The organism is Thermococcus aggregans, assembly GCF_024022995.1.
GTDB lineage: Archaea > Methanobacteriota_B > Thermococci > Thermococcales > Thermococcaceae > Thermococcus_A > Thermococcus_A aggregans.
The window spans coordinates 777,313-790,204 of record NZ_CP099582.1; the positions used below are offsets into that span (position 1 = coordinate 777,313).

Sequence of the window (12,892 nt, forward strand, 5' to 3'; positions counted from 1 at the left end):
TGCCCGTGAAGAAGTCCCTGTGCTCCACACAGTCGCCGACAGCGAAGATGTCCGGGTGAGAAGTCCTCATGTACTCATCGGTCCAGATTCCGTAGCGCGTGACCTTCAGGCCGGCCTTAACCGCCAGATCAACGTTGGGCTTGTAGCCGGTCGAGAGGATTACAAGGTCAGCGGGTATCTCGCTCCCATCGAGGAGCTTGACCTTCTCAACCTTCCCGTTGCCAAGGAACCTTTCGACCTGCCCGTAAACGACATTGATGCCGACTTCCCTAAGTCTCTCCTCCACCATCTTACTGAACTCGGGGTCAAAGGAGCTCCTCAGCAACCTGCTCCTGACAACGAGGGTAACGTCCTTGCCGAGCTTCCTTATCTCGTCGCCGACCTCAAGGGCTATGAAGCCCCCGCCGACGATGACGATTTTCTCTGCCTCCTCAACTTTCTCGCGGAGTTTCTTCAGGTATTCGTAGTCCTTGGGGACGGTGTATACTCCATCGAGGTCAACGCCCGGAAAGTCCGGCTTTGCAGGCTTTGATCCGGTGGCTAGACGAGCTTCTCCCAGACGACTTTCTTTCCGGACTTGGTCTTAACGGCCTTTTTGTCCGGATCAATCTCAGTGACCTCGTCCGTGAGGATTTCAACGCCGAGAGGCTCCAGGAACTTCTCGACGGGGAGGATGCCATCGTCAACGCTCTTCAGCGTCCCGAAGATGTAAGGGATTCCGCAGGGAATCATCCCTACTTTTTCCCTCTTAATGACGAGGACGCTCTTGTCGGGATAGAACTTCTTGGCAGCCATGGCTGTTGTAATTCCTCCTGCAGAGGCGCCAATAATCACAACATCATATTTCATGTTAGACCCTCCTAAAGGTTTTCAGGCCATCTTAAATCCAAAAGTTTTTAACTTTTTGTTAACTATAGGTTTGAAACATTGGTACATAACGCTTCAAAGGTAGACAAAAATCAACAGAAACGTTGTTATGTAACTCTTCAAACCTTACGTTACCCCTTCCCCCTCCCAAAAAAGTAGGGTCAAAAGAAAAATCAAAAGGTCTGTAGCCTCTCTGTAGCATTTACCAAGAGTGTTATTGCTTCTTTTTCCAACAAATAAGCCTCTCTAATTTTGTAAAGCTTAGGAAACGGAGTCATTCGCGTCCAAAAGATAATGCGAATTTCGTCCAAATTATCTTTGCCCCACCCATCTTGAAGTAACGCAATTGCTTCATTATGAAGGTTTAAAGCATTCTCCAGTGTTTCATTATCAACTCCAAGCTCTAGTGCCGTAGCATATAACTCATCGAACCTGTCATAGTACTTGAAAAACCAGTGTGTCCATAACTTGGACAGTGTAGTTAACAGAGTAACACGCCTTTGTGGTTCAGGGAGAGGAATAAGCTCTTGCTGTGGTGGTTTTATTGCCATTAAAAGGATATTATCACTCGACCATCCCACCACTACAACATTTCCGTTCGGTGCAACGTCAACGAAGCGAGCAACATCGTAAGAACCCCCATCGTAGGTGTAATCCCATTTCACGCTGCCAGAACGGCCCAAAACTAGAATCCATGCATCCATGTCTGATGCACTGACACTATTTGTGTATCCCGCCACTACAATGTCTCCACTGGGAAGAACTGTAATTGAATAAATCCCATCTTCCCCTGATTCTCCAAATTGCTTTTGCCATATTATGTTCCCACTGCTGTCAAGGCGGATTACCAAAACGTCGTTCTCTTCCCCATTTGTTGTTTGACCCGCAACTACAATGTCCCCATTAGGAGCAGTTGCTACGGCATAAGCTATGTCCTCGTTATCTTTATCAAATGTCTTCTGCCACTTTAGGTTGCCGTTCTCGTCAAGCCTAAGAACCAAAAAATCCATGATATAATCGTTTCCCGACTCTCCAGCGACTATGATGTCCCCGTTAGATGCCAATGCAACTGCATGTGCTACATCACCTTGGCTTATATCATAGGTCTTGCTTAACTTCACGCTAGCGTTTTTGTCAAGCTTGAGAATCCAAACGTCTTCCTCAGGTACTTCCTTACCCCCATACGTTTGTATTTTACCAACGAGTATGACTTCTTCACCGGGAGTAATAATCGCGTCTAGAACGACGTTTGTATCGGGCATAGGGTAGTAATAATGTTCCAAGTCGTTTCCTTCACTGTCAAATCTCGAGATTGTCAAGCTATCTGGAGAAAGACCCATGAATCCATAATCATACCCTATTGCCAAGATATCTCCATTTGGAAGGGCTTTAACTGCATAAGCCACATCACTGTAAGCCAAAGTCCTGTTCCATTTGAGAGTTCCATTCTCATCGGTTTCAAAAATCAAAAAGCTCGAGAACCATCCAAAATACGTATGCCCTGCAACTATAGTCTCTCCATCTGGAGTGACATCTACCAAACTGCCACCATTTACACTGCCAAAAGCATAAGTTTCATGCCAAAGGACTTCATAATCATTTCTCGCTTCTACTGGCGGTACTCTACAAAAAATTCCAACTAATAAAGCCAGGGAAAATACAGCCCAAAATCTCTTTACTTTTCCTCTCATGTCAAGATCCTCCATTCCAGCTTAAGAATCACTATTAACAATATCTCCACAACCCCTTATCTAGAAGAGTTAGTAGGGATAAGTTAATAATGACATTTACTGTTATGCACCTTGAAATATAAAAATCTTGCTATTTGTTTAGGATTAGGTTTACATATTTTCATATACAGTGTGAACATCTTTTCACTCACAAAAATTATTAAAACAGCTCGTTTTCGTTTTTTCAACTCGTTATTGATTTTCACATCCATTTAAACATAATAATCCAAGAGAACTCCGCTATTTTGAATTTTTGAACTTAAGAGATTCCTCCGTAGAGCTTGCAATTCTCTGCAGTGTAATAAGCTCTTTTCTGTCCCATGCATCTTCGTCAAGAACCACGATTATTGTCCCGTTATACAGAAGAGCATAATCTCTCAAAGATGATAAAAACTTTGCAATAGCTTCAAAGCCGTTATACATTTTCAAATATTCAAGACAATCAAAGACAACAACGCCTCCTGTTCCTTTTTCTTCAGCCTCTTTTAAATACTGCACTACCTTGGCACTCATAAGAGGCAATGCTGTTGGAAAAGCAATATCAGACCTATGTTCATGTATGGATGTAACAAAAAACGTTTTCCACGTTTCTGGAAGGTTTTCACTTCTTACAAACGCCAACACGGGGAAATCACTCAATGACTCCTTCAGATCTTCAAATTTTTTCGGAGGGATGAAAAACAGCCCCGGTTTCATTCTAACCTTTCCAACCGAAATGTTCCCGGTAATGAATTCTCTTGAAAGTGCAAACTTCCCCATTTCATATATGGCTAGTGCTATAAGAAAGACAGAAACCACAAAAGTGAACGGGAGAAGTCTACTGATTGCCCTTGTAAAGGGATAGAGCATTTGGTAAAATCCATAAGCCAAAAGGAGCACACCCAAAAATTTAGCTTTTTGACCATATGCCTCTATTAACAACGAGAAAACGAAGAAACCAGATAAGGCAATTGCAAATCCCGAAATAGCATATGGAATCCCAACAACTACAAACCATTCTTGGGAATATCCCAGTATCTTTCCGAACATCACATACGTGGTCACAATAATGGGTACTAAAGAAAGTATCCTAAAGTGCTTGCTTAGTAATATCTTTTCTTTCTCTAGGAGCCTAATAGCACCATAAAGAATTAACGCTCCAAAAAGTGCTCTTGAAAGTACCTGGATGTTTGCTAAATTCATAAGTTCAGCAGTAGCAGAAACAAACAACGAGAACAACGCTAATCCCCACCATAAAACCGGATCCCGTTTGTATCTTATGTAGGTGTAACTCAGCAAAAAGAATCCAAAGAGACTCATGAATATAATCCAAAATTGTGCTGTTGCTAAAAAGATTGATGTTTCCACGCTACTCCCCTAATTTCACTTCACAAAAATCTACAGATTAAAAATGTTTCTATACCTATGTCTATAAGGGCTATTATCCAACAAAAGAGAAAAATGAACAAGACTAACCAGTAGCTCCTTTCAATGCGTCCTTGCAGGCACATCTCCTAATTTTCGGGATATACTCCACTGCTTTCATCAAAAGGAGCTTAATCTCCTCACTCTTCTGCTGCATAAGTTCGACGACTTCAGCATGGGTGAGCTTAGTTTTGCTTATGCCAGCTGCGTAATTAGTTACAATTGCAACGCTTGCATAGCACATTTCAAGCTCTCTTGCCAAAATAGCTTCGGGTGACTGAGTCATTCCCACGACATCAGCACCCAAGATCTTTAGTGCCCTAATTTCCGCCCTTGTTTCAAACCTTGGCCCTTCCATTGCTGCATAAGTCCCTCTTGGATGATAAGTAAAGCCCAACTCATTAGCGGCTCTTATTAGTGCATCTCTGAGCTCTGGACAGTAGGGGTCTGTAAAGTCGACGTGTGCAACGAACTTTCTTTCATGTGGCGAGCCTTCCCCATCGTAGAATGTATAAACCCTGTTTTTTGTAAAGTCAATGAGCTGATCAAGAATTACAAAGTCCCCTGGTTTCATAGCCTCGTTTAGAGATCCTACTGCTGAAGTTGCGAGGATTCTTTCAACACCCAGCTCGTAAAGACCCCATATGTTAGCCCGATAGTTTATCTTGTGTGGCGGAACGCTGTGCTTTTCTCCATGTCTTGCTAAAAATACAATTTCCTCATTTTTGTAAGTTCCAATTTTTACTTTAACTTCCCCATAAGGGGTTTTCACTTTTTCTTCCCTTATATTTTCAAGAAGTTTTGGATCGTAAACTCCAGACCCGCCTATTATTGCTATTTTTACCATCAGTACCACCAGAAAAAGTTTGAAGAACAAGGATTTAAAGCTAATGCCTCAAAATCACAATAATTCCAAGAGAATACTACCTCGAGATTGACTTGACAAAGTATCACTACTTGCATCCTCTCCTTGAGGAAATCAAAGAGGGAAAAGCAAAGCTTGGTGGCTTGTTTTTATTTCCAGACAAACTCGTCCTAAACTTTGTGAAAACTGTAGAATACTTTGAGCCAAGAGACTGGATGAGTATAGACATAAACCTGACAAACGTTACAGTCCTCGCTGGATTAACAGTTTACAGGTTTGACACTAGGGAGCTTTATCACGTTCACAGAGTTTACGAGGAGAAGAGGCAGAAAATTCAAAAAATTTCCGCATGGAATAGAAGATTGAGCACAGAGCTGCTGAAAAAGTACTTCGGAAGGGAGAAAAACCGAGCAAGAGATTTCTTGCACAAGTTATCTAATAAAATTGTTGAAATTGCTAGGGAAAACGGATGGGTATAATCCTTGAGGAAATCCTTGAGGACTTGAATGACATAAAGGAGAGGGTTTTGAACGGTTCAAAGAGTTTGAATAGGAAGCTTTCCAAGTGGAATGCTCGTGAACTGCAAAGATTAATTGAGTACAAGGCGAGGTGGTTTGGTGTTCCGGTTGTTTATGTTAATCCGAGGAATTCTTCCCGGGTTTGCCCCGCATGCGGGGGGTTGGCTAATACCCCAAGAGGGGTGGTTAATGAAGTGTTCCTGTGGCTTTATTGAGGATAGGGATTTTATTGCTGTTTTGAACCTTCGGATGTGGGGCTCAGGGGTTACCCCGAAAGGGCTAGAGGTTTCGAGGGCTTCAACGCCCAATGAAGGGCCAATGAAGACCAACCCCTACGGGATCATGGCAGTAGAAAAACAAAGAATTGGGATGAAATTCCATAAAATTACACTAACTTCCCCGTAGGGAGAACCCCCTTGAAATCAAGCAAAAACATCTTAACAATTTTGCGATTTTTATTCATAAAAGACGGAAAGGAATACGTCAAAAAACGAACTAGCTGAGTTCATCATAAACTACGCTAACAACCTCGCCATCGTCTAACGAGACAAAGCTGACCTTTATTTTTTTACCAGTTTTTGGATCTACTACAATAAAATCAGGTTTCTTAAGGTATTCACTTGAAGGAACGCGCCAAACATCGTCGTAATGGAGTTTTAGTTCCTTCATAAACTTCTTTAAATCTTTCTTAATCATCGTAGGCATAGGTATCACCAATGGATTATACAACTTCAAAGTATAAAAGGCTTTCTAATCGATGCTTGTCAAGAATAATATCGTCAAATGCCTATATGCACAGCATGCTCCCCCGAGGAACTCCTAACTCCCTTGTCACCGACGAACATTTGGCCTTTAGCAGATGAAAAACACGCTTATCCTTGATTTCGCTAAGGGTTTCAAAGCCAGTTGAAATTATTGTTCCAAGTTAATCGAACCTCGCAGCTTTTTCCAGATGAGGGAAGTTTTCCCTGATCTTTTTCAAAAAGAGCCTGTCAAAGTAGATTTCACCGCAGTTGTCGGTAAAATACAGCAAAACCCTAACATTTTCAAGCTTTTTAAAGAGCTCCTCCGAGCGGTCTAAATAAAGCTCCTCTTTAACCAGCTCCATTACATCTTTCTTGTAGCTAACGGCAAAATCAATAACATTTCCCACTATTGCAAGTTTCAACGCGGTTTTGAGGTCAATTTCTGTACTGCTCTCGATTTCATTCAAAACTTTTTCTGCCCGCTTATTGAAAGCTTCTTTATAGACTTTAAATGGGTCCCGAACCCTAAGGAATGCATAGAGTTCAAGAAATCTTACTGGAGATTATCGCGGGTATCGAGTCTTCCTCAAGCTTTCCCATGAGCTTTGCACTGAAAATGGCAGCTTTCTTTCTCTTTGCTAAGTCTTCTGTTGCAATCTCAATATCCTTTGACGTTGGTTTGCAATACATGTGAAGCATTCATAGTGAATCTTCATGCCTACCTCCTCAAGGTTCGCAATAGGTTTAAAAAGCATTGACCGAACATTTGTTCGGTGGTGATTGTGGAGGTAATAGAGAAGGCAAAATTCGGGAAGTTCCATTACATACTTCTTGCCATACTTGGAACGGTATGGGCATTTATAGCAGTGAACACTCTATCCGTAAGCTTTGTCATTCCTTTACTAAGCAAAGAGCCGGCATTTCAGGGAAGCCTGAGCAAACTTGGGGCAATGGGCTCTGCGGCATTGTGGGGAATGCTCTTTGGTGCATGGTTTTTTGGTATAGTTGCAGATTACATAGGAAGAAGAAACGCTTTAGCAATAGCAGTTTCGCTTTTTGGACTGGGAAGCGTTGTGAGTAGCTTCGCTAATAGCTTAGATCAGCTTATTGCTCTTAGGTTTATAGTTGGGCTCGGACTGGGGGGAGCCTTACCCGTTGCAAGCTCTTACTTTGCCGAGTTCATGCCCGCAAAAATCAGGGGTGCTATGATATCCATTTTGGAAAGCTTCTGGGCCATCGGCACAATAATAATAGGGATAGTCGCAATCCTCTTAAAAGCTAGCTGGAGGAGCATACTTCTATTTGGTGGGAGCGTATTGGTTTTGCTACCGCTGATACTCTGGCTCCCAGAGTCCCCAAGATTTTTAGCCCTCAAAGGAAAAACAAAAGAAGCTGAGAAAGTTATAGAAAGAATATTTGGAAGAAAAGCTGAAGTCAAAGTGCAAGAAAGCAAGCAGGTAAAGGTAACAATAATAGAGTTATGGAAGAAGTACGGCAAAACAACACTAATGCTTTCAATTGCATGGTTCAGCATAGCTTTCGCTTACTACGGCTTTTTCATATGGCTTCCAAAGTTTTTAGCGGCAACCTTGGAGATAACTGTCTTCAAGAGCTTTCAGTACTTTATAATAACCGCCGTAGCCCAGCTGCCAGGATACTGGAGCGCAGCTTATCTCCTTGAGAAGATAGGAAGAAAGAAAACACTTTCCGCTTATTTGCTGCTTTCGGGCTTAGCTGGAGTAATGTTCTATTACTACGCCAGTTCGGGAAACGTATATGCGATACTCACAAGCGCAGTTCTCTTCAGTTTCTTCAACCTCGGAGCATGGGGGGCTATATACGCCTACACTCCTGAGCTTTATCCAACAGAAATCAGGGGAACCGGAGCAGGATGGGCTGGAGGAATGGGAAGAATCGGAGGAGGGTTAGCTCCAATACTGGCCGGAAAAATTATGGAATCTTCAACCGTTGGAGTAGCAGTGCTAGTAATCGCCGTGATTTCGATTGTGGGAGCCTTGGACGTTTTTGTCCTTGGAAAAGAAACTAAAGGAACGGAATTAATATAGGATGTCCAGGAATTCAAGCTCGTCAATTATGGGCTTTCTTTTTCTTTTTTTCAAGCTCCCTCATATAGAGGTAATCATAAAGCTTTGATATTATCTCCATTTCTCTCACCTCCTTTCTTTTTTGAGCTCTCACTCGAATATTATTAAATTAATCAGTTTAAAAACATTTTGAGGCCTTTTTTTAGCTATGAATGAGCACCAAAATACAAAACTCCCGTAAAAAAGGCAGGATGACTATGTTTAAGGTTCAATGCACATATTTTGACAATTAAAAGAGCTCTTCGGAGATTTCTTTCTTCAAATGGATACGTCAATACAATGATTAAAGACCTAAGGATTATAAACCTACGAACAGCCTTACATATGGTGGAGAAAAATGGTACTGGACAAACTCGGCCAGTCACTCAATAATGCCCTGAGAAAACTCGCGCGTGCAAGCAGCGTTGATGAGGCCCTCGTGAGAGAGGTAGTTAGAGATATCCAGAGAGCTCTGCTTACGAGTGATGTTAACGTTCGTCTCGTTCTTGACCTTACTAAGAAGATTGAAAAAAGGGCTTTAGAAGAAAGGCCACCGGCTGGAGTTTCCAAAAAGGAGCATATAATCAAGATAGTTTATGAAGAGCTAACTAATTTTTTGGGAAAGGAGGCAAAGCCCATAGAAATAAAAGAAAAACCCACTGTTCTCTTAACGGTTGGTATTCAAGGATCTGGAAAAACCACAAGTGTGGCAAAACTTGCGAGGTACTTCCAAAAGCATGGGTATAAAGTCGGCCTTGTGTGCTCTGATACTTGGCGTCCAGGGGCTTATTCCCAGCTAAAACAGCTGGTAGAGCCATATGGAATTGAGGTTTTTGGAAACCCTGAGGAAAAAGATGCAGTGAAGCTTGCTAGAGAGGGAGTAGAGCAATTCAAGAAGAAAGGTGTAGATGTAATAATAGTTGACTCCGCAGGAAGGCACAAGGAAGAAAAAGGACTCATAGAGGAGATGAAACAAATAAGCGAAGCAATTAACCCTCATGAGGTCATCTTGGTAATCGACGGAACAATTGGACAGCAGGCATACAATCAGGCGTTGGCCTTTAAGGAAGCAACCCCCATAGGCTCTATAATCGTTACCAAGCTCGATGGTTCGGCAAAGGGTGGAGGTGCCCTCTCTGCTGTTGTAGCCACTGGAGCCCCGATAAAGTTCATCGGTGTAGGCGAGAAGATAGATGATTTGGAACCCTTTGACCCGAAGCGTTTTGTCTCAAGGCTTTTAGGATTGGGAGACATTCAAGGCTTACTTGAGAAGTTCGAAGAGCTTAGCAAGGAGACTGAGTTCACAGAAGAAGACGTTGAAAAATTCTTGAAGGGGAAGTTTAGCCTCAAAGACATGTATGCCCAGCTAGAAGCGATGAGAAAAATGGGACCACTGCAGCAAATACTAAAGATGATCCCCGGATTGGGATACTCCATTCCAGACGAAGTTATTAAGGTCAGTGAAGAGAGATTGAAAAAGTTTAAGGTCATCATGGACTCTATGACAGAAGAAGAGCTTGAAAATCCTGAGATAATAAACTATTCAAGAATTAAGAGAATAGCGAGAGGTTCTGGAACAAGCACAAAAGATGTGAAGGAATTGCTCAATCAATACAAGCAAATGAAAAAATTCTTTAAGGGTATGGACAAAAGAAAATTGGCCAAGATGGCCAGGAAGTTCAACTTTGGAGGGTTAGGCATATGATAGAGGCTTTTGTTCTAATTATTGTAAAGCCCGGAAATGAGGATAAGGTTTATGAGAAGCTAAAGGGCACCCCACAGGTAAAGGAGATATACAAGGTCTACGGAGAATATGACATAATTGCGAGGATTGAGGTAGAGAACATTAAAGAGCTGGATCACTTTCACGATGAAATTTTAAGAAGAATAAACGAGATAGAGATGACCGAAACGTTAATAGCAAGCTCCTACAGGGGTTGAGGTGATAGAGTAGTGAAGAAAAGGTGGGTAGCAACAATAAATTTGGAAAGCCTGCGGGTTGAAAGCGACCCCTCTTTTAGATTTAAATGCCTCCAGTGTGCCCGCTGTTGCATGAACCTTGAGGTACCTCTTAGAGACGAGGACATCACAAGGATAGAGGATATTGGATTTAACGCGTGGGAATTTGTAGATTATGAAAAGATGTTCTATAGGGGGGACAAATTTCTGGGGTACGGAATTAAGAAGAGACCATTTGATGATGCCTGCGTTTTTCTGGGAGAAGATGGAAAGTGTAAGATATATCCCAACCGACCATTGGCATGCAAGCTCTACCCCTTTATCCTAGTCAAGCACGGGTTTACAATCGATGTATACGTAAAGGAAGATTCATTCTGTAAAGGTGTCAACCATCCAGATGGAGACCCCATAGACTTGGACTTTGTAATGAGGTATTTTGGTGAGGTAATATCCGAATATCGACAAAAAATGGGAATTTCCAACCACCAAAATAAACCAGCAAATCTTACAATTTGACCCAAAACCGAAACTTATTTATACATTTTCTTGTCAATGTTATCTTACCAGCAGGAGGTGAGAGCTTGAGTCAAATAGAAGCAGTTAAAGAGAAACTTCGCGTCATCAGGATTTTAAGGCTTCTAAAAAAGAGCTACACCTATGAGGAGCTCTCAAGGATTACTGGACTCCCCATAACGGTACTTAACAGATACGTTAGGGGGAAGGTGCTCCCAAGTACCAAACGTGCTAAAGAACTAATAGAGATTCTTTCTCCTTATGTGAATCTTGAGGAAGAAGTTAGAAAGAGAATAGTTTTTGATAAGCATGGATTGTTTGATAACCTGAAAATCCTCAGCGATACAGATTTAATGAGTCTTATTGCTGAAAATGTTGCCTCAAAGTACATGGAAATAGACATAGACAAAATATTAACGGCTGCAACGGATGGTATTCCTTTAGCAGTCCACATCGGAAACGAGCTTGGAGTAGATGTAGTCTACGCAAAGAAAAAGAAAGAAGTTGGTGTTGAGAAGTTTTACGAGGTCAATTATGTCTCAAGTTCTTCGGGAAGCGTTATGACGCTTTATCTCCCTTCTTGGGCCATTAAAAAAGGAGACAAAGTCCTCATAGTCGACGACGTTGTGAGGAGTGGAGAAACTCAAAGGGCCCTCATAGAGATGTGCAGGCAGGCAACTGCAACGCCTGTAGGAATGTTCTTCCTTATAAGTGCCGGCAATGCAATAGACAGAATAAAGGAAGAATACAACATCCCTGTGGAAGTTATGGTAAGGCTTTGATCCTTCATTATTTATTATTTGGAGGACTTCAAATGGAGAATTTAGAAAACGAAGATAGATTCATGATATATAATGTGGACGGAAAAAGCATAATGGTGAAAGCAAGGCTCAGTGAAGAGTTTGACTTTGTTTGCAGTGAAGAAGAATGTGGGAAGAGGCTGGAGCTCCACGGTGTTATAAAAATTGTGCCTCTTCAAGAATATTGGAAAGTCCTAAAAGAGACTGTGAACGAAAATGAGGAATTTCACGTTATAGAAACCCTAAATCCCATACCGCTTATTTTCGAAGGCACAGTAAATGGAAAAAGAGTAAAGCTACCAGTTGAAACTCTGCAGAGCCTAGCAAGAAGATTCGTGAGAAATTTCCTAGACCTTTAGCGTTAAGTCCTCTTTAACTATATCCATCGCGACATGAGTGTACGTCTTTTCCACGCCATCTATTCTCAAAAGCTTTTTGACGAATTTATTCATATCTTCCCTTCCTTTGAATTTTGCAATGACTATTATGTCATACTCTCCCGTAACATCGTAAACGCACACCACATGGGGGTCTTTGGCTATTTCCTTTTCAATATCAATGATTCTCTTTCCTTGAGCTTTAACCCCAATTATCGTCGTAAGGTCATACCCCAGCTTAGCGTAATCTAACTTTGGAGCAAATCCCAGGATTACACCCTCTTCCTCGAGCCTCTTTATCCTGTTATATACTGTTCCCACGGCAACTCCGACTTCTTTCGCTATCTCTCTATAGGAAAGCCGGGCATCTTTTTGAAGAATGGAAATTATTTTTCTATCCAGCTCATCCACCATCAGCCACACCAGTGAAACTTTTAAGAGGGAGTTTAAATACCCTTTGATTTTTGTTAAATTATTTTGTTTAACAAAAGGTTTATAAATCGACAAGAGAGGATAAAAAACGGGAATGGACCGGTAGCCTAGCCAGGATAGGGCATCGGCCTCCTAAGCCGAGGGTCCGGGGTTCAAATCCCCGCCGGTCCGCCATAAATTCGTTTCTTGATCAGGTTTTAAAGTTCTGAAGCAAGAAAAAAGATTTTTACTAAGAAGAGCTCAAAAAACTGTTCTGTCTCAGATGTGATGGCCATCATCACCCTTCAGTGCCGGGCTCGACCATCATCGACATTGATACATATTCCCAGAAACTTAAGAGTTTTTCGACAAAGTTAAAAACTTCTACAAGGATTCTTTTCTGGTGATGCTCATGATCAAAATCAAAGTCATTGGGAGAAAAATAGAGAAAGAGCTGGAGTATCAAGAGGGCATGAAAGTCAAAGACGTCCTAAGGGCAGTAGGATTCAACACAGAAAGTGCCATAGCCAAGGTAAACGGAAAAGTTGCCTTAGAGGATGATCCCGTTAAAGACAACGATTACGTTGAAATCATCCCAGTAGTGTCTGGAGGATAAAC

15 protein-coding genes, 1 tRNA gene and 2 pseudogenes are annotated in these 12,892 nt (G+C 41.8%); 10 read left to right on the forward strand and 8 right to left on the reverse strand.

Features of this window, described 5'->3' with window-relative positions:
• Positions 1–19: 19 nt before the first annotated feature.
• The 4 genes and pseudogenes from NF865_RS10450 to mtnP all read right to left on the reverse strand — a co-directional run.
• Positions 20–849, reverse strand: a pseudogene (locus NF865_RS10450) (NAD(P)/FAD-dependent oxidoreductase); the annotation flags it as partial.
• A 191-nt stretch (positions 850–1,040) separates the two neighbouring features.
• Entirely contained in the window at positions 1,041–2,558 is a 1,518-nt protein-coding gene (locus NF865_RS04460; RefSeq protein ID WP_253305380.1) for an NHL repeat-containing protein, read from the reverse strand.
• 279 nt (positions 2,559–2,837) lie between these two features.
• Positions 2,838–3,944, reverse strand: a complete 1,107-nt coding sequence (locus NF865_RS04465; RefSeq protein ID WP_253305381.1) for a DUF835 domain-containing protein — start codon at positions 3,942–3,944, stop codon at positions 2,838–2,840.
• A gap of 103 nt (positions 3,945–4,047) precedes the next feature.
• Entirely contained in the window at positions 4,048–4,848 is an 801-nt protein-coding gene (gene mtnP, locus NF865_RS04470; RefSeq protein ID WP_253305543.1) for an S-methyl-5'-thioadenosine phosphorylase, read from the reverse strand.
• Between the two features lie 92 nt (positions 4,849–4,940).
• Between mtnP and NF865_RS04475 the strand changes: the two genes are divergently transcribed.
• Positions 4,941–5,345, forward strand: a complete 405-nt coding sequence (locus NF865_RS04475; RefSeq protein WP_253305382.1) for a transposase — start codon at positions 4,941–4,943, stop codon at positions 5,343–5,345.
• The gene (locus NF865_RS04480; RefSeq protein ID WP_253305383.1) at positions 5,336–5,599 is read left to right on the forward strand and encodes an IS200/IS605 family accessory protein TnpB-related protein; all 264 of its coding nucleotides are present in this window, start codon (positions 5,336–5,338) and stop codon (positions 5,597–5,599) included. Before NF865_RS04475 ends, NF865_RS04480 begins: the two co-directional genes overlap by 10 nt.
• A 280-nt stretch (positions 5,600–5,879) precedes the next feature.
• Here the strand turns inward: NF865_RS04480 and NF865_RS04485 are convergent, their stop codons facing one another.
• The 3 genes and pseudogenes from NF865_RS04485 to NF865_RS10460 all read right to left on the reverse strand — a co-directional run bounded on the left by NF865_RS04485 (position 5,880) and on the right by NF865_RS10460 (position 6,829).
• A complete protein-coding gene (locus NF865_RS04485; protein ID WP_175060326.1) occupies positions 5,880–6,089 on the reverse strand; it encodes an RNA chaperone in 210 nt (69 codons plus the stop codon).
• A gap of 220 nt (positions 6,090–6,309) precedes the next feature.
• A pseudogene (locus NF865_RS10455) lies at positions 6,310–6,615 on the reverse strand (ARMT1-like domain-containing protein); the annotation flags it as partial.
• 58 nt (positions 6,616–6,673) lie between these two features.
• Positions 6,674–6,829, reverse strand: a complete 156-nt coding sequence (locus tag NF865_RS10460) for a hypothetical protein (protein ID WP_366513844.1) — start codon at positions 6,827–6,829, stop codon at positions 6,674–6,676.
• A gap of 83 nt (positions 6,830–6,912) precedes the next feature.
• Between NF865_RS10460 and NF865_RS04495 the strand changes: the two genes are divergently transcribed.
• From NF865_RS04495 to NF865_RS04520, 6 genes are all read left to right on the forward strand, one after another.
• On the forward strand, positions 6,913–8,196 hold the full coding sequence (locus NF865_RS04495; RefSeq protein WP_436317667.1) for an MFS transporter: 1,284 nt from the start codon (positions 6,913–6,915) through the stop codon (positions 8,194–8,196).
• Between the two features lie 376 nt (positions 8,197–8,572).
• A complete protein-coding gene (locus tag NF865_RS04500; RefSeq protein ID WP_253305385.1) occupies positions 8,573–9,919 on the forward strand; it encodes a signal recognition particle protein Srp54 in 1,347 nt (448 codons plus the stop codon).
• Positions 9,916–10,155 (forward strand): Lrp/AsnC ligand binding domain-containing protein, encoded by a 240-nt coding sequence (locus tag NF865_RS04505; protein ID WP_253305386.1) that lies wholly within the window; start codon positions 9,916–9,918, stop codon positions 10,153–10,155. Before NF865_RS04500 ends, NF865_RS04505 begins: the two co-directional genes overlap by 4 nt.
• Positions 10,156–10,167: 12 nt before the next feature.
• A complete protein-coding gene (locus NF865_RS04510; RefSeq protein WP_253305387.1) occupies positions 10,168–10,689 on the forward strand; it encodes a YkgJ family cysteine cluster protein in 522 nt (173 codons plus the stop codon).
• Between the two features lie 65 nt (positions 10,690–10,754).
• Entirely contained in the window at positions 10,755–11,468 is a 714-nt protein-coding gene (locus NF865_RS04515; protein WP_253305388.1) for a phosphoribosyltransferase family protein, read from the forward strand.
• Positions 11,465–11,845, forward strand: a complete 381-nt coding sequence (locus NF865_RS04520) for a hypothetical protein (RefSeq protein WP_253305389.1) — start codon at positions 11,465–11,467, stop codon at positions 11,843–11,845. Before NF865_RS04515 ends, NF865_RS04520 begins: the two co-directional genes overlap by 4 nt.
• On the opposite strand, the gene NF865_RS04525 is transcribed toward NF865_RS04520, so the two are convergent.
• Positions 11,834–12,280 (reverse strand): Lrp/AsnC family transcriptional regulator, encoded by a 447-nt coding sequence (locus NF865_RS04525; RefSeq protein ID WP_253305544.1) that lies wholly within the window; start codon positions 12,278–12,280, stop codon positions 11,834–11,836. The two genes, NF865_RS04520 and NF865_RS04525, sit on opposite strands and share 12 nt — an antisense overlap.
• 111 nt (positions 12,281–12,391) lie before the next feature.
• On the opposite strand from NF865_RS04525, the gene NF865_RS04530 reads away from it, so the two are divergent.
• Both NF865_RS04530 and NF865_RS04535 read left to right on the forward strand, forming a co-directional pair.
• Positions 12,392–12,469: transfer RNA gene (locus NF865_RS04530), tRNA-Arg, on the forward strand.
• Between the two features lie 217 nt (positions 12,470–12,686).
• Entirely contained in the window at positions 12,687–12,890 is a 204-nt protein-coding gene (locus NF865_RS04535; protein ID WP_253305545.1) for a MoaD/ThiS family protein, read from the forward strand.
• Positions 12,891–12,892 lie beyond the last annotated feature (2 nt).

What these genes read in the sequence shown, in the direction of transcription:
- NF865_RS04460 (WP_253305380.1), bottom strand. Translation starts at nt 2,558, where the DNA reads ATGAGAGGAAAAGTAAAGAGATTTTGGGCTGTATTTTCCCTGGCTTTA.
- mtnP (WP_253305543.1), bottom strand. Translation starts at nt 4,848, where the DNA reads ATGGTAAAAATAGCAATAATAGGCGGGTCTGGAGTTTACGATCCAAAA.
- NF865_RS04485 (WP_175060326.1), bottom strand. Translation starts at nt 6,089, where the DNA reads ATGCCTACGATGATTAAGAAAGATTTAAAGAAGTTTATGAAGGAACTA.
- NF865_RS04500 (WP_253305385.1), top strand. Translation starts at nt 8,573, where the DNA reads ATGGTACTGGACAAACTCGGCCAGTCACTCAATAATGCCCTGAGAAAA.
- NF865_RS04505 (WP_253305386.1), top strand. Translation starts at nt 9,916, where the DNA reads ATGATAGAGGCTTTTGTTCTAATTATTGTAAAGCCCGGAAATGAGGAT.
- NF865_RS10460 (WP_366513844.1), bottom strand. Translation starts at nt 6,829, where the DNA reads ATGCTTCACATGTATTGCAAACCAACGTCAAAGGATATTGAGATTGCA.
- NF865_RS04535 (WP_253305545.1), top strand. Translation starts at nt 12,687, where the DNA reads ATGATCAAAATCAAAGTCATTGGGAGAAAAATAGAGAAAGAGCTGGAG.
- NF865_RS04480 (WP_253305383.1), top strand. Translation starts at nt 5,336, where the DNA reads ATGGGTATAATCCTTGAGGAAATCCTTGAGGACTTGAATGACATAAAG.